Origin of the sequence: Streptococcus mitis (assembly GCF_000722755.1) — a bacterium.
GTDB lineage: Bacteria > Bacillota > Bacilli > Lactobacillales > Streptococcaceae > Streptococcus > Streptococcus mitis_CM.
In genome coordinates this window covers 535,470-558,758 of record NZ_JPFY01000013.1, presented here as the reverse complement: position 1 = coordinate 558,758, position 23,289 = coordinate 535,470, and the positions used below count along the sequence as shown (strand labels likewise).

The 23,289-nt window shown below is 37.7% G+C and carries 28 protein-coding genes and 1 pseudogene; 1 reads left to right on the top strand and 28 read right to left on the bottom strand.

Annotated elements, in window-relative coordinates; translation table 11 throughout:
* Positions 1–332: 332 nt before the first annotated feature.
* The 11 genes from SK578_RS05980 to SK578_RS05930 all read right to left on the bottom strand — a co-directional run bounded on the left by SK578_RS05980 (position 333) and on the right by SK578_RS05930 (position 9,815).
* Positions 333–554 carry a helix-turn-helix domain-containing protein gene (locus tag SK578_RS05980; protein ID WP_042751163.1) on the bottom strand — a complete coding sequence of 74 codons (222 nt, stop codon included), beginning with the start codon at positions 552–554 and terminating at the stop codon, positions 333–335.
* A 987-nt stretch (positions 555–1,541) separates the two neighbouring features.
* On the bottom strand, positions 1,542–1,766 hold the full coding sequence (locus SK578_RS05975) for a helix-turn-helix domain-containing protein (RefSeq protein WP_042751162.1): 225 nt from the start codon (positions 1,764–1,766) through the stop codon (positions 1,542–1,544).
* Between the two features lie 134 nt (positions 1,767–1,900).
* A complete protein-coding gene (locus tag SK578_RS05970; RefSeq protein ID WP_050491244.1) occupies positions 1,901–2,749 on the bottom strand; it encodes an alpha/beta hydrolase in 849 nt (282 codons plus the stop codon).
* A gap of 17 nt (positions 2,750–2,766) precedes the next feature.
* Positions 2,767–3,726: an alpha/beta hydrolase gene (locus SK578_RS05965; protein WP_042751161.1), complete on the bottom strand. Its 960-nt coding sequence runs from the start codon at positions 3,724–3,726 to the stop codon at positions 2,767–2,769.
* 17 nt (positions 3,727–3,743) lie between these two features.
* Positions 3,744–5,039 carry an FAD-binding oxidoreductase gene (locus SK578_RS05960; protein WP_042751160.1) on the bottom strand — a complete coding sequence of 432 codons (1,296 nt, stop codon included), beginning with the start codon at positions 5,037–5,039 and terminating at the stop codon, positions 3,744–3,746.
* Positions 5,039–5,740 carry a flavodoxin gene (locus SK578_RS05955; RefSeq protein WP_042751159.1) on the bottom strand — a complete coding sequence of 234 codons (702 nt, stop codon included), beginning with the start codon at positions 5,738–5,740 and terminating at the stop codon, positions 5,039–5,041. The genes SK578_RS05960 and SK578_RS05955 overlap by 1 nt, the downstream gene beginning before the upstream one ends.
* Positions 5,741–5,755: 15 nt before the next feature.
* Positions 5,756–6,502, bottom strand: a complete 747-nt coding sequence (locus SK578_RS05950; protein ID WP_042751158.1) for a flavodoxin family protein — start codon at positions 6,500–6,502, stop codon at positions 5,756–5,758.
* A 9-nt stretch (positions 6,503–6,511) separates the two neighbouring features.
* Positions 6,512–7,825 carry an MFS transporter gene (locus tag SK578_RS05945; RefSeq protein ID WP_042751157.1) on the bottom strand — a complete coding sequence of 438 codons (1,314 nt, stop codon included), beginning with the start codon at positions 7,823–7,825 and terminating at the stop codon, positions 6,512–6,514.
* A gap of 35 nt (positions 7,826–7,860) precedes the next feature.
* Positions 7,861–8,046 (bottom strand): Rossmann-fold NAD(P)-binding domain-containing protein, encoded by a 186-nt coding sequence (locus SK578_RS05940; RefSeq protein ID WP_042751156.1) that lies wholly within the window; start codon positions 8,044–8,046, stop codon positions 7,861–7,863.
* A 16-nt stretch (positions 8,047–8,062) separates the two neighbouring features.
* Entirely contained in the window at positions 8,063–8,944 is an 882-nt protein-coding gene (locus tag SK578_RS05935) for an alpha/beta hydrolase (RefSeq protein ID WP_042751155.1), read from the bottom strand.
* Positions 8,945–8,954: 10 nt separating this feature from the next.
* Positions 8,955–9,815, bottom strand: a complete 861-nt coding sequence (locus SK578_RS05930) for an aldo/keto reductase (protein WP_042751154.1) — start codon at positions 9,813–9,815, stop codon at positions 8,955–8,957.
* A 108-nt stretch (positions 9,816–9,923) separates the two neighbouring features.
* Here SK578_RS05930 and SK578_RS05925 point away from each other — a divergent pair, with 108 nt between their 5' ends.
* Positions 9,924–10,751: a LysR family transcriptional regulator gene (locus SK578_RS05925; RefSeq protein WP_042751153.1), complete on the top strand. Its 828-nt coding sequence runs from the start codon at positions 9,924–9,926 to the stop codon at positions 10,749–10,751.
* A 59-nt stretch (positions 10,752–10,810) separates the two neighbouring features.
* On the opposite strand, the gene SK578_RS05920 is transcribed toward SK578_RS05925, so the two are convergent.
* The 17 genes and pseudogenes from SK578_RS05920 to SK578_RS05855 form a co-directional block, all read right to left on the bottom strand.
* Complete coding sequence (locus tag SK578_RS05920; RefSeq protein WP_042751511.1) at positions 10,811–11,374, bottom strand: TMEM175 family protein; 564 nt, start codon at positions 11,372–11,374, stop codon at positions 10,811–10,813.
* 93 nt (positions 11,375–11,467) lie between these two features.
* Positions 11,468–11,869 (bottom strand): annotated as a pseudogene (locus SK578_RS10615) (flavodoxin); the annotation flags it as partial.
* Positions 11,870–11,893: 24 nt separating this feature from the next.
* Complete coding sequence (locus SK578_RS10945; protein WP_161683534.1) at positions 11,894–12,067, bottom strand: hypothetical protein; 174 nt, start codon at positions 12,065–12,067, stop codon at positions 11,894–11,896.
* Positions 12,068–12,114: 47 nt separating this feature from the next.
* Positions 12,115–12,336, bottom strand: a complete 222-nt coding sequence (locus tag SK578_RS11250; RefSeq protein WP_235228643.1) for an NAD(P)H-dependent oxidoreductase — start codon at positions 12,334–12,336, stop codon at positions 12,115–12,117.
* Between the two features lie 12 nt (positions 12,337–12,348).
* Entirely contained in the window at positions 12,349–12,528 is a 180-nt protein-coding gene (locus SK578_RS11245) for an NAD(P)H-dependent oxidoreductase (protein ID WP_235228641.1), read from the bottom strand.
* 35 nt (positions 12,529–12,563) lie between these two features.
* Positions 12,564–13,418: an aldo/keto reductase gene (locus SK578_RS05905; RefSeq protein ID WP_042751152.1), complete on the bottom strand. Its 855-nt coding sequence runs from the start codon at positions 13,416–13,418 to the stop codon at positions 12,564–12,566.
* 49 nt (positions 13,419–13,467) lie between these two features.
* Complete coding sequence (locus SK578_RS05900; protein WP_042751151.1) at positions 13,468–14,340, bottom strand: alpha/beta hydrolase; 873 nt, start codon at positions 14,338–14,340, stop codon at positions 13,468–13,470.
* A 568-nt stretch (positions 14,341–14,908) separates the two neighbouring features.
* Positions 14,909–15,565: an NAD(P)H-binding protein gene (locus SK578_RS05895; protein ID WP_042751150.1), complete on the bottom strand. Its 657-nt coding sequence runs from the start codon at positions 15,563–15,565 to the stop codon at positions 14,909–14,911.
* 27 nt (positions 15,566–15,592) lie between these two features.
* On the bottom strand, positions 15,593–16,450 hold the full coding sequence (locus SK578_RS05890) for an aldo/keto reductase (RefSeq protein WP_042751149.1): 858 nt from the start codon (positions 16,448–16,450) through the stop codon (positions 15,593–15,595).
* Positions 16,451–16,452: 2 nt separating this feature from the next.
* Positions 16,453–17,316 carry an aldo/keto reductase gene (locus SK578_RS05885; protein ID WP_042751510.1) on the bottom strand — a complete coding sequence of 288 codons (864 nt, stop codon included), beginning with the start codon at positions 17,314–17,316 and terminating at the stop codon, positions 16,453–16,455.
* A 109-nt stretch (positions 17,317–17,425) separates the two neighbouring features.
* On the bottom strand, positions 17,426–17,830 hold the full coding sequence (locus tag SK578_RS05880) for a hypothetical protein (protein ID WP_050491242.1): 405 nt from the start codon (positions 17,828–17,830) through the stop codon (positions 17,426–17,428).
* Entirely contained in the window at positions 17,824–18,177 is a 354-nt protein-coding gene (locus SK578_RS10240) for a hypothetical protein (protein ID WP_050491241.1), read from the bottom strand. Before SK578_RS10240 ends, SK578_RS05880 begins: the two co-directional genes overlap by 7 nt.
* 131 nt (positions 18,178–18,308) lie before the next feature.
* A complete protein-coding gene (locus SK578_RS05875) occupies positions 18,309–20,174 on the bottom strand; it encodes an SAG1250 family conjugative relaxase (RefSeq protein ID WP_042751148.1) in 1,866 nt (621 codons plus the stop codon).
* On the bottom strand, positions 20,161–20,526 hold the full coding sequence (gene mobC / locus SK578_RS05870) for a plasmid mobilization relaxosome protein MobC (protein WP_042751147.1): 366 nt from the start codon (positions 20,524–20,526) through the stop codon (positions 20,161–20,163). Before mobC ends, SK578_RS05875 begins: the two co-directional genes overlap by 14 nt.
* A gap of 6 nt (positions 20,527–20,532) precedes the next feature.
* A complete protein-coding gene (locus SK578_RS05865; RefSeq protein WP_042751146.1) occupies positions 20,533–20,895 on the bottom strand; it encodes an SAG1252 family conjugative relaxosome accessory protein in 363 nt (120 codons plus the stop codon).
* Positions 20,896–21,258: 363 nt separating this feature from the next.
* Positions 21,259–21,879 carry a TIR domain-containing protein gene (locus SK578_RS05860; RefSeq protein WP_042751145.1) on the bottom strand — a complete coding sequence of 207 codons (621 nt, stop codon included), beginning with the start codon at positions 21,877–21,879 and terminating at the stop codon, positions 21,259–21,261.
* Positions 21,879–23,288 (bottom strand): SIR2 family protein, encoded by a 1,410-nt coding sequence (locus SK578_RS05855; RefSeq protein ID WP_023916203.1) that lies wholly within the window; start codon positions 23,286–23,288, stop codon positions 21,879–21,881. Before SK578_RS05855 ends, SK578_RS05860 begins: the two co-directional genes overlap by 1 nt.
* Position 23,289: the final 1 nt, after the last annotated feature.

Genomic DNA, 23,289 nt, shown 5'->3' with positions numbered 1-23,289 from the left:
AATTTGATTTCAAAAAATCACTTCCCTTTTATCTTTTATCTTTTATCTTTTATCAATCTCCTCCATGGCATGACTGATGAAGTCATCATAAGAATTTCACTTGCTGCTCTTTTACGGTGGCAGCCTGAACGGTCAGAAGTATCATTGTATATCATTTGTATCATGGCATATAAAGTATCGCTCTATTTTATTGATGGTTTTAATATCGCTCTTATCATGGCGAGCCATTCAAAACTGCTCCACAAATGAGGAAAGTACCATTTTGGACTATTCAATTGTCAAAGAACAAATAAAAAATCTCCTCATTTTCACACTCTATGAAATTGAGGAGATTATTTTCTAAAGCGAATTTTATCAGGAAAATCTGTCAATCCCAATAGGTAGTCTGTACTGACATCGTAAAAGTTTGAGAGAGTTACCAATACATCTGCTGTTAACGTATGCTCACCTCGTTCAATTTTAGCATAAGCTGAGTTTGTAAACGAAAGCATTTCAGCTATTTGTTTTTGGGTCAAGTCGTGATCTTCCCTCAAATCTCTCAAACGTCTGTACATCTAGCTTTCTCCTGAGAAGAGTATAATATATAAAACTAAGAAATCATTCAAAGTGTCCAAATTGGACATTTTGAACTAAAATTAATTTATTAAACACTTCTCATAAGCATATCTATTAACCGACTGAGAACAAAGATTTTATCAACTATTTAAAATTACTGACATTCAAAAATTAGTCTTATTGTAAAATAAAGTAAAACACAAAAGACATATTTATCTGATATATTATAGTCTCGAAAATATTACAAAAGTATTGGAAAATGTTCACAAATCAGTCATTCAAGCACTTCTCTGAAGCTGAACAATACTAAATTTTAGTTTTATTTAAACAAAGGAAAAAACTGCTTAGACTGCTCGTCATTAGAATAGAAACCGTTCTATTTTTACTTGTAAAACTAATAGAAATTTTGTAACACAGGCGAAACAAATCAATGGATAGAAGATCTACTGATAACAGTATTATGCAAATCCAATCTAGAATTTTCATTATCATTCTATAGAAGCTAGCTATTACTTATAACTAAATAAGATTTAGCCTGACTTTCTGACAGAGTTCACAGAAGTGATGAAAGAAAAAACAAGGGGACATAGTTTGAAAACTTTCTTCCACACTTATAAATTCCAACCTTTTGATTATGTGACAATTAGTTAGCATATTTCGGGAGTATAAAAATTTAAGCATTGAAAATTGCATACTGTATTTTACTACTTATTATTCCAGAACTTTCCCTCCTGATAACATGTTACTCTAAGTTGCTCTCAGTGGGAATGATTGGTAATATCACTCATGGGAGTTTTACGCGCTATCTTTTTACGATGGCAGCCTGAACGGTCAGAAGTATCATTATTTGCATCATGGCAGATAGGTTACCATACTATTTTTGAATAAATGATTCTCACTCATTTTCTAGCGCATTACATTCTAATGTTCAACAAATAAAGTCCCACCTAAGATTATTCAATTATCAATGAACAAATCAGGAGGGACTATTTTATATTATGTTTTATTCGCTGAGGAAAGTCTGTAAGCCCTAGCAAATAATCTGTACTAACGTTGTATAAATTTGAGAGCTCAATAAGTATTTCTGCTGTCAATGTTACTTCACCACGCTCTATTTTTGCATAGTTAGTATGAGAGAACGAAAGAATTTCTGCAACATATCTTTGAGTGTAATCATGATCCTCTCTTAAATTTCTCAATCGTCTGTACATTACCTACTCCTATGAAAAGTATAGTGTACTTTCTTTAGGATTTTTATATATTGTCACAATGTGACAATATCAATAGATATAACGATTACATTCTAATCTAATTATATAACTTCAAATACTAATTTCTATCTTTCCTAAAAAATATTAACTAATGCATTGTAGGTATAATCACAAACCGCTTGGTAATCATGCCTACCTCCCTGTCTTTCACGGAAAATGACATTTTCTTCCATCTTAAAGATAGATGGGACTTTCCTGGCAAGAGAGAGGACTTGCTTTTTAAAGGCGGTGTAGGCAAAATCATCTGTGCCACTAGCAGCATAAATGAAGAAGTCTTTTTGTTTCTCTTTAACTATATTTGCGAATTCTTTAGCTGGTGTTCCAACATTTCCACTCATAGGATTGAAATAATAAAAGTAATCTAAGGCATTTTCAAAGGTTCGCCAGGTATTGACAGAACCCATTGAAAAACCGCTGAAGGCACGAAATTGACGCGAGGCTATCAAATCTGCTGGGCTGGTTGATGCTGCGTAGGTACTGTAGTTACTCTCAACAGCGGGTATCAAATCATTGGTCAGTTCTCGATAATAGCGACTTGTTAGCTGAACGGCTAAACCAAAATCGCTAGAATCTTGTGGACTGATATTGTTGTATGTGAGATTAACAATGATAACTGGGGCAATTTCTCCATTTGCAATCGCGTGATCCACAATGTGTTTGAAGGCATTGGGAGAATGAGGGCTTCCCATGGTTGTGCGTTCATTGGACCAACCACCATGACTAAGATAAACCACTGGATATTTTTGCTGGTCTGAATAGCCATAAGGAAGATAAATGACGGCTTCTTTTTCAATTGGAATTGGGGAGCTTGTCGTGTAGGAAAAAGTTTCAAAAGTGGGATAGTTAAGGATTTCTAAGGTACCTGGTCTATCGCTAGGTTTGAAATAGTGTTTAGGAATGGTTTTCAAATCTGGAAATGTCATTTGTTCCTCACTTTCTCTTATTCTTGAAAAAGGTAAGTCAGTCCATGTTGAATCTCTAGTTCAAATGATTCTTGATTATGTCCGCCACCGTTATTTTCCCAATAAATAAGGTTATCAGCTGTTATCAGGTCACTATGATTGCTACGGAGGGCTTCGATTTGTGGAATCATGCTGTATTTTGTCCCATCACTTCCACCTACCATCGCTATTATTTGGAAATCATTCTGCGCGTAGTTATTTTCTCGCAGACCACTGACCAAGATTTCAGCAATAGCTTCATCGCTGTTTCTACCAGTAACTTGTCCAATCCAGCTATCGCCTGCCATCGGCATGTAGTAGAAAAATTTATCACTCTGTTCAAGCAGCACATCCCATGTCGTGATACCGCCCATAGAATAGCCACCGAAAGCTCTATGAGAACGACTTGCTGTAAAACCAGTTTCATCGGCTGTCTCAGCAAAGGTCGTGTATTGACTTTCAACCGTCTTCATAACCTCTAAAACTTCAGTCTCTGCAAAGTAATGATTTAAAGGATAATCGGCTGAATAATTCGACACAACAAAACTTCGATCTGGATAATAAGTCGGAAATACAACCAGCAGTGGCCTAATATCTCCATTTGCAATCCAGTTATCTAGCAGTGGTTTGACGTCTGCCGCTACTTGCTCAGCAGACATGCCTGATCCGTGCATGAGATAAAGGATATTCATTGGTTTGCCTGTCACATACGAATCAGGCACATAGACAAGTGCTTCCTTGTTATACTCTTTGCCATCATAAGTCGTTGTATAGGTCATACCGTCAATTCTACTTCCCTGTTCCTTAGAAAGCGAGTTAGTGCGAGAAGAACTTGACACATTTTGGCTTATCAACTCTGTTGAATTGTTGGCTTCATTGCTTTCAAAGTTTAGATAAAGAATCGTCCCTAGAACGACTAATAGCAAGGCTGTTAATGTAGAAATAAGAGTTCTTTTCATTGTTCCTCCTTTACATCCTACATAGTTAAGCGCTCATCATGAATCCTATTTTTAGAAATACCTAAGGTAATGAGCGTTTTTTCAACTTTTAAGAGTGTTTGTGCACCACCAACAATAAAGAATAATCCCTGTCTCATTTCCTTGGCAGATAGAATTTCTCCTAATTCTTCCTTGGTAAAGCGATGAGCTTTTCCGTGATAACTGGTCAACTGATTGTCTTGGGCTAAGGTTTCGAAGTATTCTTGATAATACATCTCTTGCTCATTTTTCCCGCTCCAAATGATATGGACCGAGCGTTTACCACTGTATTCGTCAGCTATACTTTTTAAAGGGGCAATACCTGAGCCAAGTCCGTAGAGAATAATAGGCTGCTTTGCAGAACTCTCTTCGATAATGGGACCAAATCGACCAAAGGGACCTTCCAGCTCAACCTGTGTGTCAATTGGTAAATTCGGCACTTTCTTCGTAAAATCTCCCAGTCCTTGAATGATAAATGTTAAGATATTGCCGTCTTGACTAGGAGCAGAGGCAACGGAAAAAGGGTGTTTCTCACTGCTGATTCTTTTATCTTTAAAGCGCATAAAGTAAAAATCCCCTGCTTGATAATGATGGTCTTTGGGAACTTTGATTTGTAATTCTTGTACCGTTGGTGATAAGCTGGTGCTTGCAATGAGTTCACCTTGGACTAGACTACCAAAATCCACAATATACTTTTGCCAAACATAGCAAGACAAAAAGTAAACCGTGTAAAGATCAAACAGGATAATAAATGGCGTCAAAATGGCAATACGATTGATGAAGTGAACATGTAGCCAGACTAAGCCAATCATGACAAAATGCAAGCGGTGAATCCAAACGGAAAGCTCGTGTTTGAAAAAGATTTGCAAACGATCTTTCAAGCGTTTCGCCACAGGCATCCGATCAACCAACCAACCTGACATGAAAAAGATGGCATAGGCAATTCCAAAAACAGCTAAATACCAAGCCCATTCACCTGTCAGACGAATTTCTGTATGCATGGAAAATAAAAATTGTTGGTGAAAAAAGATTGCTAGAAGAGCTAAGACACCCAGCATCCCATGAACAAAGTACATAGCTGGAAGTCCAATCAAGCGATCCAACCACTGCGGTCGAGTTGACAGATAAACAATGGCCAACCACCAGACATAAGCAATCAAGCCTAAATCATATAAAAAGAGATTTGAAATTGTGTCAAGCAAACTAGTATTGAGCAAAATGATCAGTGGCAGAGGTAGGGCGACCAATATTGCCGTCCAAGTCAAATAGAGTACTTTTGGTTGTTGTTTTAGCATTATTTTCTGACTCCAATTTTATTCAACCAAGCGGTGATGTCACTTTCTGCATTCTGCACAGTTTTATCTTCTCCGCGAACTGTAAAGCCGTCTAGAACGGTTGCATTTGGGAACTGACTCTCCAATTGACGTTGGGTATTGCCTAATCCAGAACCAAGATGGGTCGTGAATGGGACAAGAGTTTTATTTGCTAATTTCTCTGCTTCAGCATCCAAGAAGGTCCGCACAATCATTGGATATTCACTCCACCAAACAGGAGCTCCGATAAAGATGATTTCGTAACCTGAAATATCTGGCAATTCATTGGCAATAGCTGGTCGTGCATCTGCCTCTTGTTCTTCACGCGCCTGATTAGCTGTTGCCTCATACTCCTTAGGATACGCAACCTTTGGAACAATTTCGTACTGGTCTGCATTAGTTGCATTGGTAATGTAATCCGCAATGACCTTGGTATGACCAACTTCCAGCGGTCCATCCCAAACACCTTCCGTTCTTGAGAAATAAACAACCAGCACATCATTATCACCTGATAAATCTCTATCGGTTTGTAGGCTGGTTGATGCTGTTGCCGTTTGAGAACTTGTCGTTGATTGCCTCTGACTTGTCGATGTTGATTGTCGTCCTCTTGAGAAGTTCCATGTAAATAAGGCAGCTAAAATAGCTACCACTCCAATTCCAAAAATCATCTGTCGTCTTTTCATAACAGTTTCCTCTTTCTATTTGTTTAAATTGTTATACCACGTCATCAAGTCTGAATCAGCCTGATCGACCTTATTTCCTTCGACTGCAAAGGCAGGCTCAATACGAGCGGTAACCTGGTTTTCAGCCAAAATAGTTTCGATATAATCGATACTTGATCCTAGTCCATAGCCTCCATTTGTCGAAAATGGAATAATCGTTTTTCCATCAAGTTCTTTGGCATAGGTCTCGATAAAGGTTGCAACGGGCTCTGCCATGGTCATGCCCCAAATGGGATATCCGATATAGATGGTTTGATATTGAGGTAAATCTGGCATCTCTACGTCCAATTCAGGAGTGTTTTTGACATTTCGTTCCTGATTGGCCCGTTGTACCGTTTCACCATAATCAGAACTATACGTTTCTTTGGCAACCAATTCAATCACATCTGCACCAGAAAGTGCCTGAATCTTGCTAGCCAGTAACTCAGTAGAGCCTGACCGTGAAAAATAGACAATCAGACTATCGGCCTCATCTGACAAAATTAGAGTTGGCTCTTGGTTAGAATTGGTATCTTTTCCATCTGAAACTGTTCCACGACTATTATTCCACTCTGCATCTGAGAGACCAACTTGCGGTGCTACAATCTGACTTTGGTCCATTTTCCCGCTTGGAAGAACAGATGAAGATGAGGTTGATAAACTACTACTTGTAGTATTGTTATTTTGAACGGAGCAAGCAGCTAAGACTAGAATACTTACCAATAAAATAAAGCTTTTTCTCATAGAAACCTCCTAGGGATTTTTTCCAAATTGATAAACAAAGATAAGGACAAAAAGCAAAGCGACTAGGCTAAAACCTGCCATCCAACCAAGACTGACATAGAAATTCGATGTCGTCGCCATAATAACAGATAAGCCAATTGGTCCACCAATTTGATGCATGGCATTTGTCAACCCACTAGCCGAACCTGCCAAGTCATCAGGAGCTTGATAGATACCTGCTGCCGTCACAGGTGCAACGACCATTGCTTGACCAATACCAATCACCAGCATTGGCAAGGCAACAGCCTGCACATAACCCAACTCTAATGGTGATAGGCTAGCCCATAAAAGACCAAGTGACAAAGCGATTTCTCCAATGAGTAAAATACGATTATTACCAAATCGATTAGTCAGTTTGGGGAGCTGAAGAGCAGTAAGGAAGGTTGTGATTGTCAAGGGCAGAAAGGCAAAACCAGACCCCAAGGCAGAAAAACCGTACTCAGCCTGTAATACCTGTGGCAATAGGAACCAATAGGGCAACATAGCCATCATGAATAGAGCTCTGACAAGATAGGCACCAAAACGAACTTTATTTTTGAATAAGTCTAGTGGCATAATAGGTAGTTTTTGTTCTTTTTCATAGAAATAAAAGCCAATCAAGATAAGAAAACCAGCGATAACAAAGGCAAGGGGGTAAATCTCACCATCCAAACCATAGATCAGACTCGCTAAACCTGCAACTGACAATAAACTCCCCAAGTAATCTATTTTCTCTTGGTGTCCAGCCTTAGCAACTACATGGCGATGAGTCAGATACATCAAGAGCAAGGTCAAAGGAACATTGATTAGAAAGCCTGCTCGCCAGGATACAAAACTGGTTAGCCCTCCACCAATCAAGAGACCAACACTTGATCCAATTCCAGCTGTCGCACCATAGTAGGAAATAGCTTTTGTTCGCATCTCACCCGTATAAGTATCCATCATTAAGGCAAGGGTTGTTGGCGCGATAATAGAACTTCCAATTCCTTGAATAGCACGTGCCAAAATCATCATAGATGCATTTTGGGCAAGGCCAATCACCAAGGAACTCAGTCCAAATATAGCTAGACCAATTTGAAAAATTCGCTTACGACCCAACAAATCAGACAAGCGACCAGATAGGAGCAAAAAGCCACCGAAGGTAAGCGTATAGGCATTTGACACCCAAGCTAGACTGGTATCTGTTAGGTTTAAACTCTCCCCAATCTGAACAGAGCTGGTAAAGATAATGGAATTATCCATTAAGATCAAAAAATAAGCTAATAAGGTAATGGGTAAGATGATCCCAAATGATTCTTTTTTCATATATTCACTCTTTCTTTTCATATACTCACACTTTCTTAGTAGAAAACTGGTTTCGCCAAAGCTTCACTTCCTGGCTCCACTATTCCAACGCTCACACCCAAGTCACGACTTGGATCTTGCAATAAGTCCATGATATATTGGGCAACTGCTTGGCGGGTGACTTGAGCACCGACGACCCGATTATTTGTTGGAGAATAAGCACCAATAATTGCTAATCTCATTGCTTTCCTCCAATTTCTATTTGTTGATTTGTTTTTCCCAGAAGGAAATGGCGTTATCGATCCAATCTTCTGCTACTGTGTCTTTTCCAATGCCAAATCCATGCCTCAACCCTTTATAGACGTGAAACTGGCTTTCAATCCCAAGCTTTTTCAAGTTCTTCAGTCGATTTTCCATCACTTGCCAATTGGCAATCCCGTCATTAGTACCACAATTGGCATAGGTCGGTGCATCATCTCTAGAAACAGATGAATAACCAGTATATTGACTAACAACTATGCTGGCTGGCTCTATGGATGTCCTTGTTAAACGTTGTAATTCACTTTTGTTACCTAAGCGAATAGCCATCCTAGCTCCAGCAGAACCACCCCAAAGCGAATACTGGTCAGGGTCTATCTTTAATTCACTGGAGTGACTATAAAGATAATCTAGGGCCTGTGCTAGATCTTCATAGGCCTTCTTGGGGCGATAAATCAGAGCAAAGGCATTGTAGCCTCTTTGGCTTAAGGCCAAGGCTTGTGGAAAACTGTCGTGCAAGGCAGCAACATAATGAAAACCACCGCCTGCATTGACAAGGGCAAATTTCTCATATTCCTTCCCTTTGAAGTAAAACAGCCCGGTTTCTCTCTTACTTGGGTCCTTCACCATCTCGTCCTTATCATAAATGGGGAAAAAGATTTGTTCATTTTTTTGAGCACGCTCGAGCAAGTTGTTCAAAACCTCTAAACTGGTCTTTGTTTTCAGGTTTGAATACCAGATAAAATGGTTTGAATCAGTCACATCTTGAACAGTCTCCTCAGGATGAAAGGCCAGCTGAAGCGGAAATAATAAGTGTCCAAATCCTCTAAAACTAGGATGTTGGGTAATTTCTCTAATTTTTGTATCTTTTGTAAATACCATAATTCCTCCTTTAGACATGAGTCTTCTCACTCCCTAAACACAGGTTCAATCCTTTTACAATAGCTAAATTTTTATGGTCAATAATCTCACTGTAACCAATGTCAAGCTGTTTGATTTGGTCTAAGTCTTCTTGGTCCAATTCAAAATCCCAAAGGGCTACATTTTCTGCCAAATGTACGGGATTTGTTGATTTGGGAATGACGCTATTGCCCATCTGTACACTCCACTTTAAAGCGATTTGAGCAATGGATTTCTGATGTTTTTTCGCGATCTTTTCTAATACTGGATGCTGAAAGATATTTTTCAACCCTTCACAAAGCGGGCCCCAAGCCTGAACCTGAATCCCGTAATCCTTCATCAGTTTCCTTAGGGATGATTGATGAAAGAAAGGATGAAGCTCAATTTGATTTACTGCTGGAACAATTTTTGTATTTAAAATAAAATCAAGCAAACGATCTTCAGAGAAATTCGATACTCCAATAGCCTTAATTTTCCCTTGAGTATAAAGCTCCTCTATGGCACGCCAAGATCCATAAACATCCCCCATCGGTTGATGAATCAAATACAGGTCAATGTAATCTGTTCCCAAGAGATTTAGGCTTGTTTCAAACTCCTTCATCGTCGCCTCATAGCCATCAGAATGAATCCAGACCTTGCTGGTAATAAAAAAATTCTCTCGAGCAATTCCTGAATCCTTAATGGCCTGCCCTAAATCTGCTTCATTACTATAGATACTAGCCGTATCAAATAAGCGATACCCAGCCTCAATCGCCTGTTTGATGTAGGTTTGAGTCTCATCACCTTTCAGCTGAAACAGTCCCATCCCAACCTGCGGCATTTCTATTCCATTATTTAATCTAATCTTATTCATACAGCCACCTCCACTTGATGTCTCTATTTTACAAGTGCTTTAAAAAATAGTACAATAGCAATTAGTTAGACTGCTATTTATAAAGTGAATAGTCACAAAGGAGAAGATATGATCAATTTACAGCACCTAGAACAATTGATTACGGTCGCTAAAGAAGGGACACTATCACGCGCAGCTGAGGTTTTGTTGATTTCACAGCCGTCTTTGACCCGTAATATGCGTCAATTAGAAGACGATTTAGGCGTCCAGCTTTTCCAACGAAGCAAAAACAAACTTTCCTTAACGGAAACTGGTAAATATACTGTTCAACAAGCAGAAGCTTTGCTCAACCATGAGCAGCAATTTTTGAAGAATATCCAACGTTTTTCTCTCCAAGCCACGATTTTATTTGGCGGCATCTCAGCTCCTGGTGTAGAATGGGAAGTGAGGAATCGTTTAGCAGAACAGGACTTAGAACAAGTAGTCCATGTCGAGTTACACGATAATGACTACCTACTAGAAGGCCTACTTAGTCAGAAATTCCAGTTTATCGTGACAGACTTTCCAATTGAGCATGACGATGTGTTGACAACTGGATTCTTCAAAGAACAACTTTATATTTCCGTTCCACCTGCCCATCCCTATGCCATGCGTGAGGAAATTGCATTGGAAGATTTGGCAAACCTAACCATGCTCTTGCGGTCCGGTTTGGGGATTTGGCAACCACTTGTGGATCAGCTAACACAAACCAAATTTATTGTCCAGACAGATTGGGAAGCCTTTGACGAACTGATCTCTGCTTCTGCTTTGCCAAGCTTTTCGACCAATATCTCTCAGGCCAACTCAGACAATCCAACCCAACGTGTGCATGTTCCAATCGTAGATAAGGAAGCCACAAAAACCTTTTACATCTCAACGTTGAAAAAGAATAAAAGTGTATTAATGCAATTCACTTGATAGTACAGAAAAAAGTATGGTTCCCTTGAAAGAACCATACTTTTTTTATTTGATAAGGTTTACTGCTTAATTGCTCTAGGTAAAACGATGACCAAGAACGTAAACAACACCACCCACATCATGGCAGAAGGGAAGACCGTCAAGGTCAAGACTAAACCTATTAGCTTCAGTGCAATATCAACTAGACCTTCCTTATCTAAAATGTTAAAACGGCTTGCTCCAACAGCATCAGGATTTAGTTTATGCAATTCGTGATACATCCAGACGTTACAAGCTGTTACCAGAAGAACAATGATCCCATAGAAGGTTTGAGCAACTGAATTGTTAAAATCGGCCGAAACCAAGGCTGTGGTGTAGGGGAAAAAGGATGAAAAGAAGAGTAAGACAATCGAACTCCAAACCAAATTGGTGTTGATTTTATCAACCCCATCCCAACTACGATGCAGATTAACCCACATGGTTCCCAACCAGAAGAAAGAAATGGTGTAGGCGAAAAAATTGGTCCCCAAATCCCATAGACCCTGCCAGCTAATCGGATCCGGCCGTTTTAATTCCAAAACTAAAATCGTCATGATAATCGCCAAGACGGCATCTGTAAAAGCGATTAAACGCTCTTTTGACATTAAATTCATGTTCACTCCTCCTTAATAAAGAGTATTATACCAAAATTTATTTCTTTTGAGAATAAAGAGTTGTTTTCTCTTTCCATAGAAATCTTAATATCTTATCTCAGTAAGCCATGTAGCTACTTCTGAGCTTGTAGCTGATGAAATAAACCGTTGCCTTTCTTCCCAGTTGCCTGTCCCTGCCATCTCTGCTAGTAAATTTCCACTTTCCCCTAAATCAGAGCTAATAGATGTCGCAAATGGAGTGACTGTTTTTCCTGAAAAGTCATTTTCTTTAAAGAAATCATTAATAGGCCAGGCAGCTTCTTGCCACCAAATAGGATAGCTAATAAAAATAACATCATAATCTGCCCAGTTTTCAGGAGTCACTACTTCCAAAGGCGTTTCCTATTGGGACTCATTGAGATACTCTTGGACGACATGACTATTTACTTCTGTCCAATTCAAATCAGCCTCGCTATATGGATTCTGTGGTTTGATTTCAAATAGATTTCCACCTGTATCAAAAGCGACATCTTAGGCAATCGTCGCTGTATTTCCAGAGACGGAAAAATAAGCAACAAGAATTTTTTGACTATCATCTGCCGAACTGGCTTCTTGACTAGATTCCGCCGTTTGACTGCTAGCTGTCTCACTTGTTTGCGTATTCTGCTTACCACTGCTACATGCAACAAGGTCAAAAACTGTCAAAAATCCTAGAAAAATAAACTTAGTTTCTTCATGAACCTCTCCATTCCTTACCTAGTTATCATACCCTTGTAATTCATTCCATACAAGCCGGCATAACGGCTCATGGTGTAGTTTCCCATATCAAGAACTTCCTGCGTCGGAGCAGAGCCTTGAAAGATGAAATACAACACTTTTCCATTGAGCTGTTCTTCGACACGATTATACTGTCGATCCAGGAAATTCCGTACCAAACCATTGATGCTATGCCAATAGACTGGTGAGCCAATCACAATTGTATCTGCTTAAAATAGTTTTGCTAGCACCTCTTCAAATTGATCATCTGAGAAATCTTGTCCGTAATCATAAATTTTATAATCTGCTAGATGAAGCGTTTCAAAAGATTGATCTCCTAATAATTTTTTTGCTAAAGCGACGGTATTGCCATTTTTATTGGGACTACCGTTTATAAATAATGTTGTCATTTCACTTTCTCCTTATCTACCACACTTTATACCTATTAAAATGATTTCCCAACAAAGCTTGCCAAAAGTTCAACTGTTTTAGCTTCGTGATGATCCGAGAAGACAGTTGTATTCGTGTTAAGAGCCGCAATTTTGTCCATATCTTCTGCTGATAATTCAAAATCAAAGATGTCAAAGTTTTGACGGACACGTTCTGGATTGGCTGATTTTGAAAGGGAGACAATGCCACGTTGCAACTGCCAACGAAGCATAACTTGTGCTGTTGTTTTGCTGTATTTTTCTGCAATTTCTTTTAAAACTGGATTATTAAAAACATCAAATTGTCCTTCAGCAAAAGCGCCCCAACTCTCTGTTTGCACCCCTTTTGAGAGCATATAGGCTTGCTCATCTTCTTTTTGGTTGAAAACGTGGAGTTCAATCTGATTGACAGCTGGAGTAACTTCATTAAAGGTAGCAAGGTTAGCTAATTGATCTGGTTTAAAGTTTGAGACTCCAATCGCTTTGATTTTTCCTTCTTTATAAAGTTCTTCTAAGGCACGCCAAGCTCCGAAAATATCGCCAAATGGTTGATGTAAGAGATAGAGATCAACGTAGTCCAAATCTAATCTACGTAAGGATTCATTAAAAGCGTCTTTAGCAGCCTCATAGCTAAAGTCAGAAATCCAAAGTTTGGTTGTGATAAAGAGCTCCTCACGGGGAACACCTGAGGCCTTGATAGCTTTTCCGACCGCTTCTTCATTACCATAAACTTGGGCAGTGTCAATCAAACGATAGCCCGTTTTAATCGCTTCTTCTACAACTGTCTGCGTTGTTTTGGCATCATGGATTTGGAATACTCCAAATCCAACCATAGGCATTTTGATTCCGTTATTAAGTATTGTGTATTGCATTGTTTACCTCGTTTTTATCTATTTCCATTATTCAAATGGATAGTTAGGATTAAATATTTTTTTCGAAGAAAGGTATGATTGCCTCAAAGGCGACATCTACAAAAGGATGGAGGTCATACATGTCAAAGTGGCTTGCTTCAGGGACAACTACCCATTCTTTTACCTCACTCTTAGTTGCATCAAAGATTTCACGAGATGCTGGTTGGCTCCAGGCATTTTCGGCAGTAACAACCAAGTACGGTTTGGTCATATCTTTCATGATATTGATCACATTGTAATTAATCAGCTCTAATTGACTCCAAGCCACGACTTGATTGCTCCATCGTGCACGATTTCCACGAGCAGAATAGTAATATTGTGCCCCCTCTTCAAAGGCACGAGGTTGGAAATTAAGTGTAATTAGGTCACCTGTTCCATTTTCATAAGCTTCTTTAGCTGCCTTCACTTCCTCTTCAGGTAAGAAGAATGATATCATTGGCGAAGTTGAAATATCAGAAATAGCTGGCACGACTGCGGTAATAGCTTTTAAACGGCTATCTTTGACACCAGCAACAGACATATAAGAACCTGACCCACACATGCCTAAACCACCAATACGGCTATTATCAACGTAAGGAAGGCTCTCAAGGAAGTCAATAGCCCCTTCGATATCTGATTGTTTGACATCAGGAAGCTCTTGCTGGCGTGGGAAACCTTGACTTTCGCCAAAATAAGCACCATCAAATACCAAGGTAACGTAACCCGCTTCAGTAAGAGCGTCAGCGTAAATGGCTTGAGCTTGTTCTTTTACGGAAAGCATTGGACCTGTTACAACAATTGCCGGGTAATTGGTATTCAAATCGAAGTTTGCAGGTAAGCGAAGGATACCTGCAAGGCGGAGATTTAATTCTTTGTTCATAAAAACAACATTTTGTGTTTGCATTATTAGTTCTCTCTTTCTTATTTATGGGTACCTCTATAAACTCCTAAAATTGCGAATTTGGAGTTCTGAAAGCCTTGTTAAATCAACATTTTAAATTTTAGAAAATTAGTTTTTAGAGATCCCCTTATGAATCTATTTTATTCTTAAAAGAGTGAATAGTACAATACTTATTGTTTATTGCAGTATTCATTTTACAAATACTGATAGACTATTCATCTGAATCGGCTTTTTTAGTTTGTTTTGACAAATAACGTTGGGAGCATATTGTACAGATATTCTTGAACAGCAAGAAGGTCATGACTAGAACCTGTACTAATATGAAGTATCAGATTATCTTGAGAAAATGGCTGTCGTGTCCACATTTCTTCCACCTGTGTCATAATTAAACCCTGAGCGAAGTCTTCTGTACCAGTTGCTGCGTAAATCTGATAATTGGAGTTTTTTGGTATAACCTTCGATGCGCACCCGCATAGCGGGGGGGGGGTTGTCTCGCACCTAACGGAGCGAGACCGACTGAAAGTCACATAATAAATGTTGCAACTTTCTTTTTTCTCCTTCTCTATTTATCTTAATAAACAGGACGTGTCAATCCTTGAGTATCAGGGTCTGCAAGACCTATACTTTCTCTATTGAGGTAAGTTGGATCAGCAATCATTTTTACGACAACATCTGCAATACTTTGACGTGAGCCAGAGACACCGACATATGATTCTCCTTTGTGCGTAATACTGTATTTCACCTCATCACGGTCATTTAACCAAGGTAAACGTAAAGTTGTGTAATCTAAGCCTGATTTTTCTAACAATTCGTCAGAACGTCGAGCTCGATTGAGCCCTGCTTGCGTAAGCATTTCTGTATTCCAACGACCATATTCTCCAGGAACTTCTCCGTAAATTCCTAAAACATTTGAAGATATAACACGTTTAACATCATTTTTAATCATTGCTGCAATAACACCTTGAGTCAGTTTGTTATCAGGGTCATGGTCAACATTTGAAATAAAAACAATATCTTGTCCTTGAACAGCCTTGTCCAACATTTCTTGGTCGTGAATGTTAGCATCTACTGTCCTTACACGCGCAGGATTAATAGCCACTAAGTCATCAACACGATCACTTTTTCGTAAATAAAGTGTCAATTGAACATCATCTTGTTCGCTCAAAAGACGCTTCGCTACAATCCGTGCAATTTGTCCATTGGCACCCAAAATTAAAACATTTTTCATTTATTATTCCTCAAATAATCTTAAAAATTAATCATTAGCATGAATGTCATAAGCTGACAAGAGATAATCTCCAACGCCTGGTGCGTCTGGGTCATGAGCACCTTTTCCTTTGTCAAGGGCACGAATCTCTGCCATTTCTTCAGCGGTCAATTCAAAATCAAAGAGTTCTTTGTTTGATGCCATGCGAACTTTCTTGGTTGATTTTGGCAAGACAACGATACCTTCTTGCACTTCAAATCGCAAAATAATTTGCCCAGCATCTTTGCCATATTTGTTAGCCAAAGCTGTGATGATTGGTTCGGCAAATAAATCTTTATTTCCTTGTCCGAGTGGCGCCCAAGCTTCGATTTTAACATCGTCCTTTGCAAGCAAGTCACGTAGAGCTTTTTGTTGGAAATATGGGTTGAACTCTACTTGGTTAACAGCTGGAATCGTATTGAAATGTGGAACAAATTGATTCCAAAAGTTCGGCGTGAAGTTTGATACACCGATTGATTTGATTTTACCAGCTGATTTGGCTTCTTCTAGAGCTTTCCAAGCTTCTTCGACTTTGCCATAAGGTTGGTGAAGCAGGTAGAGGTCAAGGTAACCAAGCCCCATTTTTTCCAAGGTTGCATCAATGGTTGCTTTAGCAGTTTCATAAGCATAATCTTGAATCCAAAGTTTACTAGTGACAAAGATTTCATCACGTGGAATGCCTGAATCTTTGATAGCTTTTCCGACTTCTTTTTCGTTAAAATAAGCTTGCGCTGTGTCAATATGACGGTAACCAACTTCTAAGGCTTCCTTAACAGCTGTATAGGTCGAGCCGTCTGCAGGAATTTGGAAAACACCAAACCCAACTGCTGGAATACGATTGCCATCATTTAAAGTAATTGTTTTCATCTTTAGTTTTCTCCATTTTTTCTCTGTTCAATCAAACGCAAGAACATGTCAACTGTTGAAGGATCTTGGTGATTGAAAAACAGACTTTCTTTTGTATCAAGTTCTGCAATGGCTGTCATATCTTCATCGGTTAAGTTAAAATCAAAAACATTAATATTCTCAGCCATACGCTCTGGTTTTACTGATTTTGTCAAGCAGACGATACCACGCTCCACCTGCCAACGAATCATAATTTGAGCTGTGGACTTACCATATTTTTCCGCAATCGCCACTAGTGTCGGATGAGAAAAGATGCCATTTCTACCTTCTGCAAAAGTAGCCCATGACTCCATCTGAACATTGTTTTTGATCATATTCTCTTGTGCAAAAATCTGTTGATTAAACGGATGGGTTTCAACTTGATTGACCTGTGGTGTAATTTCATTAAAAGCCACCAGATCACTCAGACGATCGGGATAGAAATTGCTGACACCAATGGCACGCAGTTTCCCTTCTTTATACAAGTCTTCCAAAGCACGATAAGAACCATAATAATCTGAAAAGGGCTGATGAAGGAGCATCAAGTCTAGATAATCCAAGCCCATGACCTCCAATGAATGTAGAACGGCTTTTTTCGTTTTCTCATAACCGTAATGCTCTAGCCAGACTTTGCTAGTAATGAAAAATTCTTCCCTTGGCAAACCTGATTCTGCGATAGCTTCACCAACTTCTTTTTCATTGGCATAAGACTGAGCCGTATCAAAATGACGATAGCCAACCTTAATAGCATCAAGCACGGCCTGCTTGGTTTCACTGGCAGGAATTTGGAAAACACCAAAACCAAGAATTGGCATCTTCACTCCATTGTTCAAATTAACGTGTTTCATAGGATTCATCTCACTTTCTAACCTTATTATAGTCCTATTTTGTTTAGCTGTACAATATCAAAGAAAAATAGCAGTATTCATTTTTTTAATACTGATATCTATACTAAACCTAATCCTCCTTCAGTTGCCTTGGAATCAAAAGAACTACCAGAGTCAAAAGAACGGAAAGAAGCATGGGTGGCGGAAAAATAGTGGCTGACGAGACAAGACTGACGACTTTCCCAATCGTATCAAAGAATATCCATTTCTTCATATCTTCTATTCGTTGTTTTAAGAGAAGATTGTTTGGATCATCTTGATAAAGCGAACGATAAAGCCCTCTGTTTGAAACGGTAATGAATAAGACAACCAAGCCATAGACAACTTGTGCTAACGAATCGGTAAAATTAGTTGAAACAATAGCCGTCACATAGGGGAATAACGAGGAGGCAAAGAGAAGAATTATCACCCACCAGACAGTTTTACTGGATATTTTTTGAACATAGAGCCATTCATTATGAATGATGATCAGCATACTGCCCAACTAGAAAAATGGAATAGTGTTGGCAAAGAAATTATTTCGCAATGCCCAAAGCCGTTTAGAAAAATCATTGGTGCCTCTGTTTCATCCTTTGGAACTTGATAGAGAACGTTGGCTTGGTCAACGTGAGAAGTCTGATCGGCACCGGTTTCCTCACATTGATTAGCTGGGTCAAAAGTTCCTTCAGAAGATGTCACAGTCCCACCAACTGAGAAAATTCCTCGATCCACGATGCGAAGTACAGTACTATCAGTATTCGCTGAGCTTGCAGTCGAATTGCTAGTCGAATTTGTTGAGCAAGTAGCTAGCAAAATAGTTGCAATCGCTGTTGTTGTAAACAATTTTATTTATCTTGAGTTCATTTCTATACCTCTAAATCTTTTTTCTTGTCCTTTGGACATGATTTAGTATAAACGATAAAAACTCGTGGGTTAAATAGTGGTTTTTGATAATAGTATTCAGAAGGTGAATACTAGAATAAATTTAACTCTTCTCCGTCAACTATATTTATTCTGTTCCTGAGAATGTTAAAAATATTTTCAAGCCTCCTCACCGCATTTTCATATTCATTGATTTTACTATTTAACTGATTTTGAATACCTTCAATCTCAGATTCTACCTGTTCAATCGTTAGCTCCTGCGATAAGTTTAGCTTTGAGCGCTCATACTTAGCTAATCGCTTAGTGTCTTGATTCTCACTTTGTAAGTTAACAACGACTTCGGCCATCTTGTTTAGGGTAGCATTTTTTTCTTGTAAGTTTGTTAAATCAATATCTAGCTGTGCAATTTCTTCAACCAGTTCATCCTTTAATTCAAGAAAGGATTTATTTTGAGTGTGCAAGGTCATCAATAAATTGATTTCTTCTATTTTTTGTTGAAGGCTAGACAGACTTATTCGTCTCATATAAGGCAGAGACTTATTGTCAAATGTCAGTTGACGAATCAAGTCCCTTCCTTTCATATATCGATTCTTTTCTGAGTCCTCTTTATAATAAATGAAATAAGAAGATGTTTCTCGAATAAACAGCTGATACTGTTTCTTGTTTTCTTGTTCTAAGATATTTAGTTGATGATTTGGAATAAAGATTAGTCCTTCTTGTCCAATCCCCATCCAAACCTTAATGAAAAGTCCATCTGAAACCACCTTTTCAACCTGCTCTTCAGCAATCTCAACTTCAAACTCATGTACAGCATCTCTCTTAGTTTTATACGTTTCATAAGCTTCGGTTATTTCTTCTACAGTCAATACGTCTGAATACTGTTGCATCTCAAATTTTTCAAATTCCATTTTTACGTCATTATTTTGAAGTACTTCAACCACATTAAGTTCCTTGAAGTAGGTTTCAAAATACATAGTGTCATAAAGATTTTTCTTTCTTAATGACTTATTTGGTATGGAAATGCAGCTTTTTCCATCAGTAAGAACAAAATCTATCGTTTTTATCTTGCTCGTCAATTCCATTCCCAGTAACGGAGCTTTCTCAACTAAATCATCAAAAGAGTTGGATCTTGGCAACAAAAATTCTAAAATCTGTTCAATCTTTCTCTTAGCAAAGTAATGTTGAAAATATTCTTTTGAAAAGGGTTCTCTCTTATTCAGCTTATCTCCTCGGATGACTTGCTTCATGTTCCTATCTGTCATAAAAAATCGGCTATGTTTCCTTGAAAAATCTACTTTAACATTTAGTTGCTCAGCTTTTTTCATAAAATCATTGAAGTCAATTGAATGTTCCATGAGAAAAGATAACCTCTGCTTCAATTCGTATTTGTGATTAGAACGTCGATAGACCTCATAATCTCTATGAGAATAACGTTTAGGTGGAATGATTTTGGCACCCGCTACTTTAGAAATTCTATCCGAAATCATTTGTAAATTTCTTTCAAGAGCGTAGTCCCACTTCAACTTTTTTTGAGATTGGCAGTCGATTGAGTTGATAATAATATGATTATGACAATGGTCTTGATCAACATGAGTGGCAACAATGAATTTATATTGACCACCTGTTAACTCTTTTATCGTTTCATAGCCTATGCGGTTGATTTCCTCTGGGCTTAATTTATCTTCAGGTGAGAAAGATTGAATAATATGATGAGCATGTATTTTCTGTTGCTTTTTCTCTTGTCTATCAAACCGTGAATCATAGAGTTGGTCATTTGAAAGGAAATTATTTTGATACATCTTTACCAGTTCCACATAGTCAGGAAAATCAAGATAATTACTTATCCCAAAATCTGAAATCAACGATAAATTCCTGGTTTTCTTAGGATCAAGAATATACTTAATCAATTGACGGCGGTATTTTTTCCCATGAACAGCATAGTGCTTAGTGATGACCATAAAATTCTCTCAATCGTTGACACTTTATGTCAAAATCTTGTTGTAACTGTTTTTCTAACTCAGCTATACCGAGCTGCAATTCTTTGACTTGTTGAAGACTTAGTAGGTGGCTTTGATTTACCGCGCGTGCAATCTGGTTTATATTATTTCCAATCCTACGAATTTCAAAAATCAGGTCTTGAAATCCTCTTGTATCTATTGTGATAAAATTCATACCAGGATCTAGTAAGGTTTTTCTGGCATAATGCGAAAAGTTTGGACACTGACTCTGAGCAAGATTTTTGTTGAGGATAATTAATTCTTGATCACTCAAATACACTTTTTTTAAATTGGTTCGATAACGATTTTCCATATTAACTTACCCCATGTACTTGTCTTTGAAGGAATGGCTTAATGGCATACTTATCTCAATTTCCTTCATCAAGTCTTTGACACAAGTCAAAATAATTTCAAGATGTTCCATTGTAACAGATTGAGACAACTTTGCCAGAACAAGTATTTCATGTACATCCCGATAAATCTGTTCTACTTTTTGGTGTTGTAAATATTTTATCCATTCTTCAAGCTGCTGAGATGATTGGTGGTTTATTTTCAATAATTTACCTCTAGCAAAAGGGGAAAATTGTTCATATCCCTCCTGTTCCATCAAATTTTGTATCTGTTGATACTCTTCTATTGAGAAATTGACTTCCTTACGTATCTCTCTAACTAAATTTCCCATCCTGTATCCTCCTCATTCTTTAATATCGGTATATCCCCGCACTCGTATTAGACACGGTACTGCATAATATCTTCCTTTCAGGTCTTCGCGAGCTCAGATATTGTGTCCACAATATCCCAAAAATCATATCGCCAGCCTATCAAAACCTTCTAGTTTTGACAGCCAACGATAAGAAAACTTGGTGACTTCGCCCCCAAACCCCCATAGAAAATCTTAGTTGGATTTTTTAAAATTGAAAAAAGTATATCAGAGGGCATTTGGAAAAGTTATCACAGGAGAATGAGAGGATGAAAAAAAAGAGCCTTTCGACTCTTAAAAAGTTGAACTTATCTCAATAGCAGAATTATCTACAAGGAGTGTTTATTACATCCTCATAGCTATATTGAACTCATCTAATCGTTCTCTTTTGTCTTTTGCATTCTGAATATATCGACTATAATCTTCTTTGAAATCGTTCAAACTCACTAAAGAAATATAAGAATCGTGCTCATCATCATAAAGATCATTACATGGATTTTTCTTATAAACCGACTTAATATTTAGCATGTTCTTTCTAGCTAAATTATCAAAATATTTCAAAGACCTACACGACTTAGTCTGCTGACAATGTTGACAATAATGAGTACTATCATCTAGTACCTTATCTTTAGCTTCATCAGTATAAACAGCTATCACACCATTTGTTCTGTTATTTTTTCTATCCTCTAAAGAATACCTTAGTTCATCATAAAGCCAATCATCATAATTTCCAATCCAATTCTTTCTATAAGAAACAGCCTCTGGAGTTAATAATACAATTGTAACCGATGTATCTTTTAACTTCTCATATAGATATTCCTTAATAATGTTCTCACTCATTTGACCTCTATCAACATCTTCTGATCTATTAATTACCTCAGTAGATTCATCAAATAAATCAACTAGTTCGTCTTTAATCTCTTTTCCATCACTAAAACGGAACGAAATAAATATTTTGGTTGCCATTATCGTACCTCATTGACAATTTTATCAATCGTGGAAAAAACTTTAGTGAAATCCTTTTCAGTCTCCAAAGTTTCCCAGTAATTATCTAAATAACTATATTCTCCTGATTGTTTCATCTCATCATAAATTTCTTTTGCAGCAAATCCAGTAGAGGCAATCGGAATGATTATCTTTCCTTTTTCTTTAGCTATTTGAAATTCCTCCATCATGCCTGAAGCAAGTTCTACCTTACCATCAACTAGCTTGTTACCAAATAAAAATATACACACCCCTGACTCACTAATCATTTGTTCACGATTCTCGGTCCAACATTCTTTTAACGATTTCTCTCCATTAGCATTTTGTGGAAAAGGAAACAAACCAAGGTGTTCAGCCACATGTCTATATTTAGTTTTATAAATTTGATCCAGCGCACCATTAATAACACTGCTTCCTATCCCCAGTCCAAACCCTGATATTATTTTATAATCTTTTGAAATAAGAAAACTAGATAAATCATAGCAGTATTGATTTACCTTTTCTTCACTCCAATTCTCATTATAATCTGATATACTACCTGAAATGAAGATTGTATTTTTAAAATATTCTCTTTCAATTTCTAGTAATAATTGGGGAATCTCAGTATAATCATTTACCAAAACAGTCTCAATACCATATCGTTTTAAGTCTATTATTTTTAAACCTTGCTTTATTTTTGCATAGTCATACTCTTTTTTCGTTTTATAATCTTTTCTTAATACAGTTCTCTGAATACAATAATGTTCTCTTTTGTTATCTCCTAATAAAACATTCACCTTTCCTAAAATAGACTCTAGGTTTGGATCTTCAAAACTGAACCCTACAAATAGGAACGTTTTTGAGACTAAGTCCCCACGCAAGGCTGTAACAAATAACGAATTTTTCTCACCATATCTTTCATAATCATCTTTTGAAATAACTGCATCTTGGGGAGATCTTATATCACCGTGCATTTTATATACGATAGCATCACTATCATAAATATTAATAGCCAAATCATCTACTTTTCTTTTTATATCCCCCCTGCGATTATTTTTTTCCAATCCATTTTCTATGACCTCATCATAATTTGTTGTCCAATATGTAGAAATGGGAAGACGTGTTAATATATTCATAACATCCGTTTCTGCATCTGAACTAGAAAACTGATTAATTATTTTTTGATTCACAGTACCACGATTTCCCATTTTAGAATTGATATAGTATTGCGCCACTCCAATTAAATCTGTTTCTTTATCAATGTCCAAATTTATTTCTTCTGAGAATGGTCTTACCAATTCTTTCCAATTAACAAAACCGGCATCAACTGATGTCCCCGCACCAGCAAATACTGCAGCATTCCCTTCTTGAATAACTTCAGTATATTTTTTAATAAATAGCTCTTTTTCCATA

Coding starts and splice junctions, on each gene's coding strand:
- SK578_RS05980 (WP_042751163.1), bottom strand. CDS start 554: ATGTACAGACGTTTGAGAGATTTGAGGGAAGATCACGACTTGACCCAA.
- SK578_RS05975 (WP_042751162.1), bottom strand. CDS start 1,766: ATGTACAGACGATTGAGAAATTTAAGAGAGGATCATGATTACACTCAA.
- SK578_RS05970 (WP_050491244.1), bottom strand. CDS start 2,749: ATGACATTTCCAGATTTGAAAACCATTCCTAAACACTATTTCAAACCT.
- SK578_RS05965 (WP_042751161.1), bottom strand. CDS start 3,726: ATGAAAAGAACTCTTATTTCTACATTAACAGCCTTGCTATTAGTCGTT.
- SK578_RS05960 (WP_042751160.1), bottom strand. CDS start 5,039: ATGCTAAAACAACAACCAAAAGTACTCTATTTGACTTGGACGGCAATA.
- SK578_RS05955 (WP_042751159.1), bottom strand. CDS start 5,740: ATGAAAAGACGACAGATGATTTTTGGAATTGGAGTGGTAGCTATTTTA.
- SK578_RS05950 (WP_042751158.1), bottom strand. CDS start 6,502: ATGAGAAAAAGCTTTATTTTATTGGTAAGTATTCTAGTCTTAGCTGCT.
- SK578_RS05945 (WP_042751157.1), bottom strand. CDS start 7,825: ATGAAAAAAGAATCATTTGGGATCATCTTACCCATTACCTTATTAGCT.
- SK578_RS05940 (WP_042751156.1), bottom strand. CDS start 8,046: ATGAGATTAGCAATTATTGGTGCTTATTCTCCAACAAATAATCGGGTC.
- SK578_RS05935 (WP_042751155.1), bottom strand. CDS start 8,944: ATGGTATTTACAAAAGATACAAAAATTAGAGAAATTACCCAACATCCT.
- SK578_RS05930 (WP_042751154.1), bottom strand. CDS start 9,815: ATGAATAAGATTAGATTAAATAATGGAATAGAAATGCCGCAGGTTGGG.
- SK578_RS05925 (WP_042751153.1), top strand. CDS start 9,924: ATGATCAATTTACAGCACCTAGAACAATTGATTACGGTCGCTAAAGAA.
- SK578_RS05920 (WP_042751511.1), bottom strand. CDS start 11,374: ATGTCAAAAGAGCGTTTAATCGCTTTTACAGATGCCGTCTTGGCGATT.
- SK578_RS11245 (WP_235228641.1), bottom strand. CDS start 12,528: ATGACAACATTATTTATAAACGGTAGTCCCAATAAAAATGGCAATACC.
- SK578_RS05905 (WP_042751152.1), bottom strand. CDS start 13,418: ATGCAATACACAATACTTAATAACGGAATCAAAATGCCTATGGTTGGA.
- SK578_RS05900 (WP_042751151.1), bottom strand. CDS start 14,340: ATGCAAACACAAAATGTTGTTTTTATGAACAAAGAATTAAATCTCCGC.
- SK578_RS05895 (WP_042751150.1), bottom strand. CDS start 15,565: ATGAAAAATGTTTTAATTTTGGGTGCCAATGGACAAATTGCACGGATT.
- SK578_RS05890 (WP_042751149.1), bottom strand. CDS start 16,450: ATGAAAACAATTACTTTAAATGATGGCAATCGTATTCCAGCAGTTGGG.
- SK578_RS05885 (WP_042751510.1), bottom strand. CDS start 17,316: ATGAAACACGTTAATTTGAACAATGGAGTGAAGATGCCAATTCTTGGT.
- SK578_RS05880 (WP_050491242.1), bottom strand. CDS start 17,830: ATGCTGATCATCATTCATAATGAATGGCTCTATGTTCAAAAAATATCC.
- SK578_RS05875 (WP_042751148.1), bottom strand. CDS start 20,174: ATGGTCATCACTAAGCACTATGCTGTTCATGGGAAAAAATACCGCCGT.
- mobC (WP_042751147.1), bottom strand. CDS start 20,526: ATGGAAAATCGTTATCGAACCAATTTAAAAAAAGTGTATTTGAGTGAT.
- SK578_RS05865 (WP_042751146.1), bottom strand. CDS start 20,895: ATGGGAAATTTAGTTAGAGAGATACGTAAGGAAGTCAATTTCTCAATA.
- SK578_RS05860 (WP_042751145.1), bottom strand. CDS start 21,879: ATGGCAACCAAAATATTTATTTCGTTCCGTTTTAGTGATGGAAAAGAG.
- SK578_RS05855 (WP_023916203.1), bottom strand. CDS start 23,288: ATGGAAAAAGAGCTATTTATTAAAAAATATACTGAAGTTATTCAAGAA.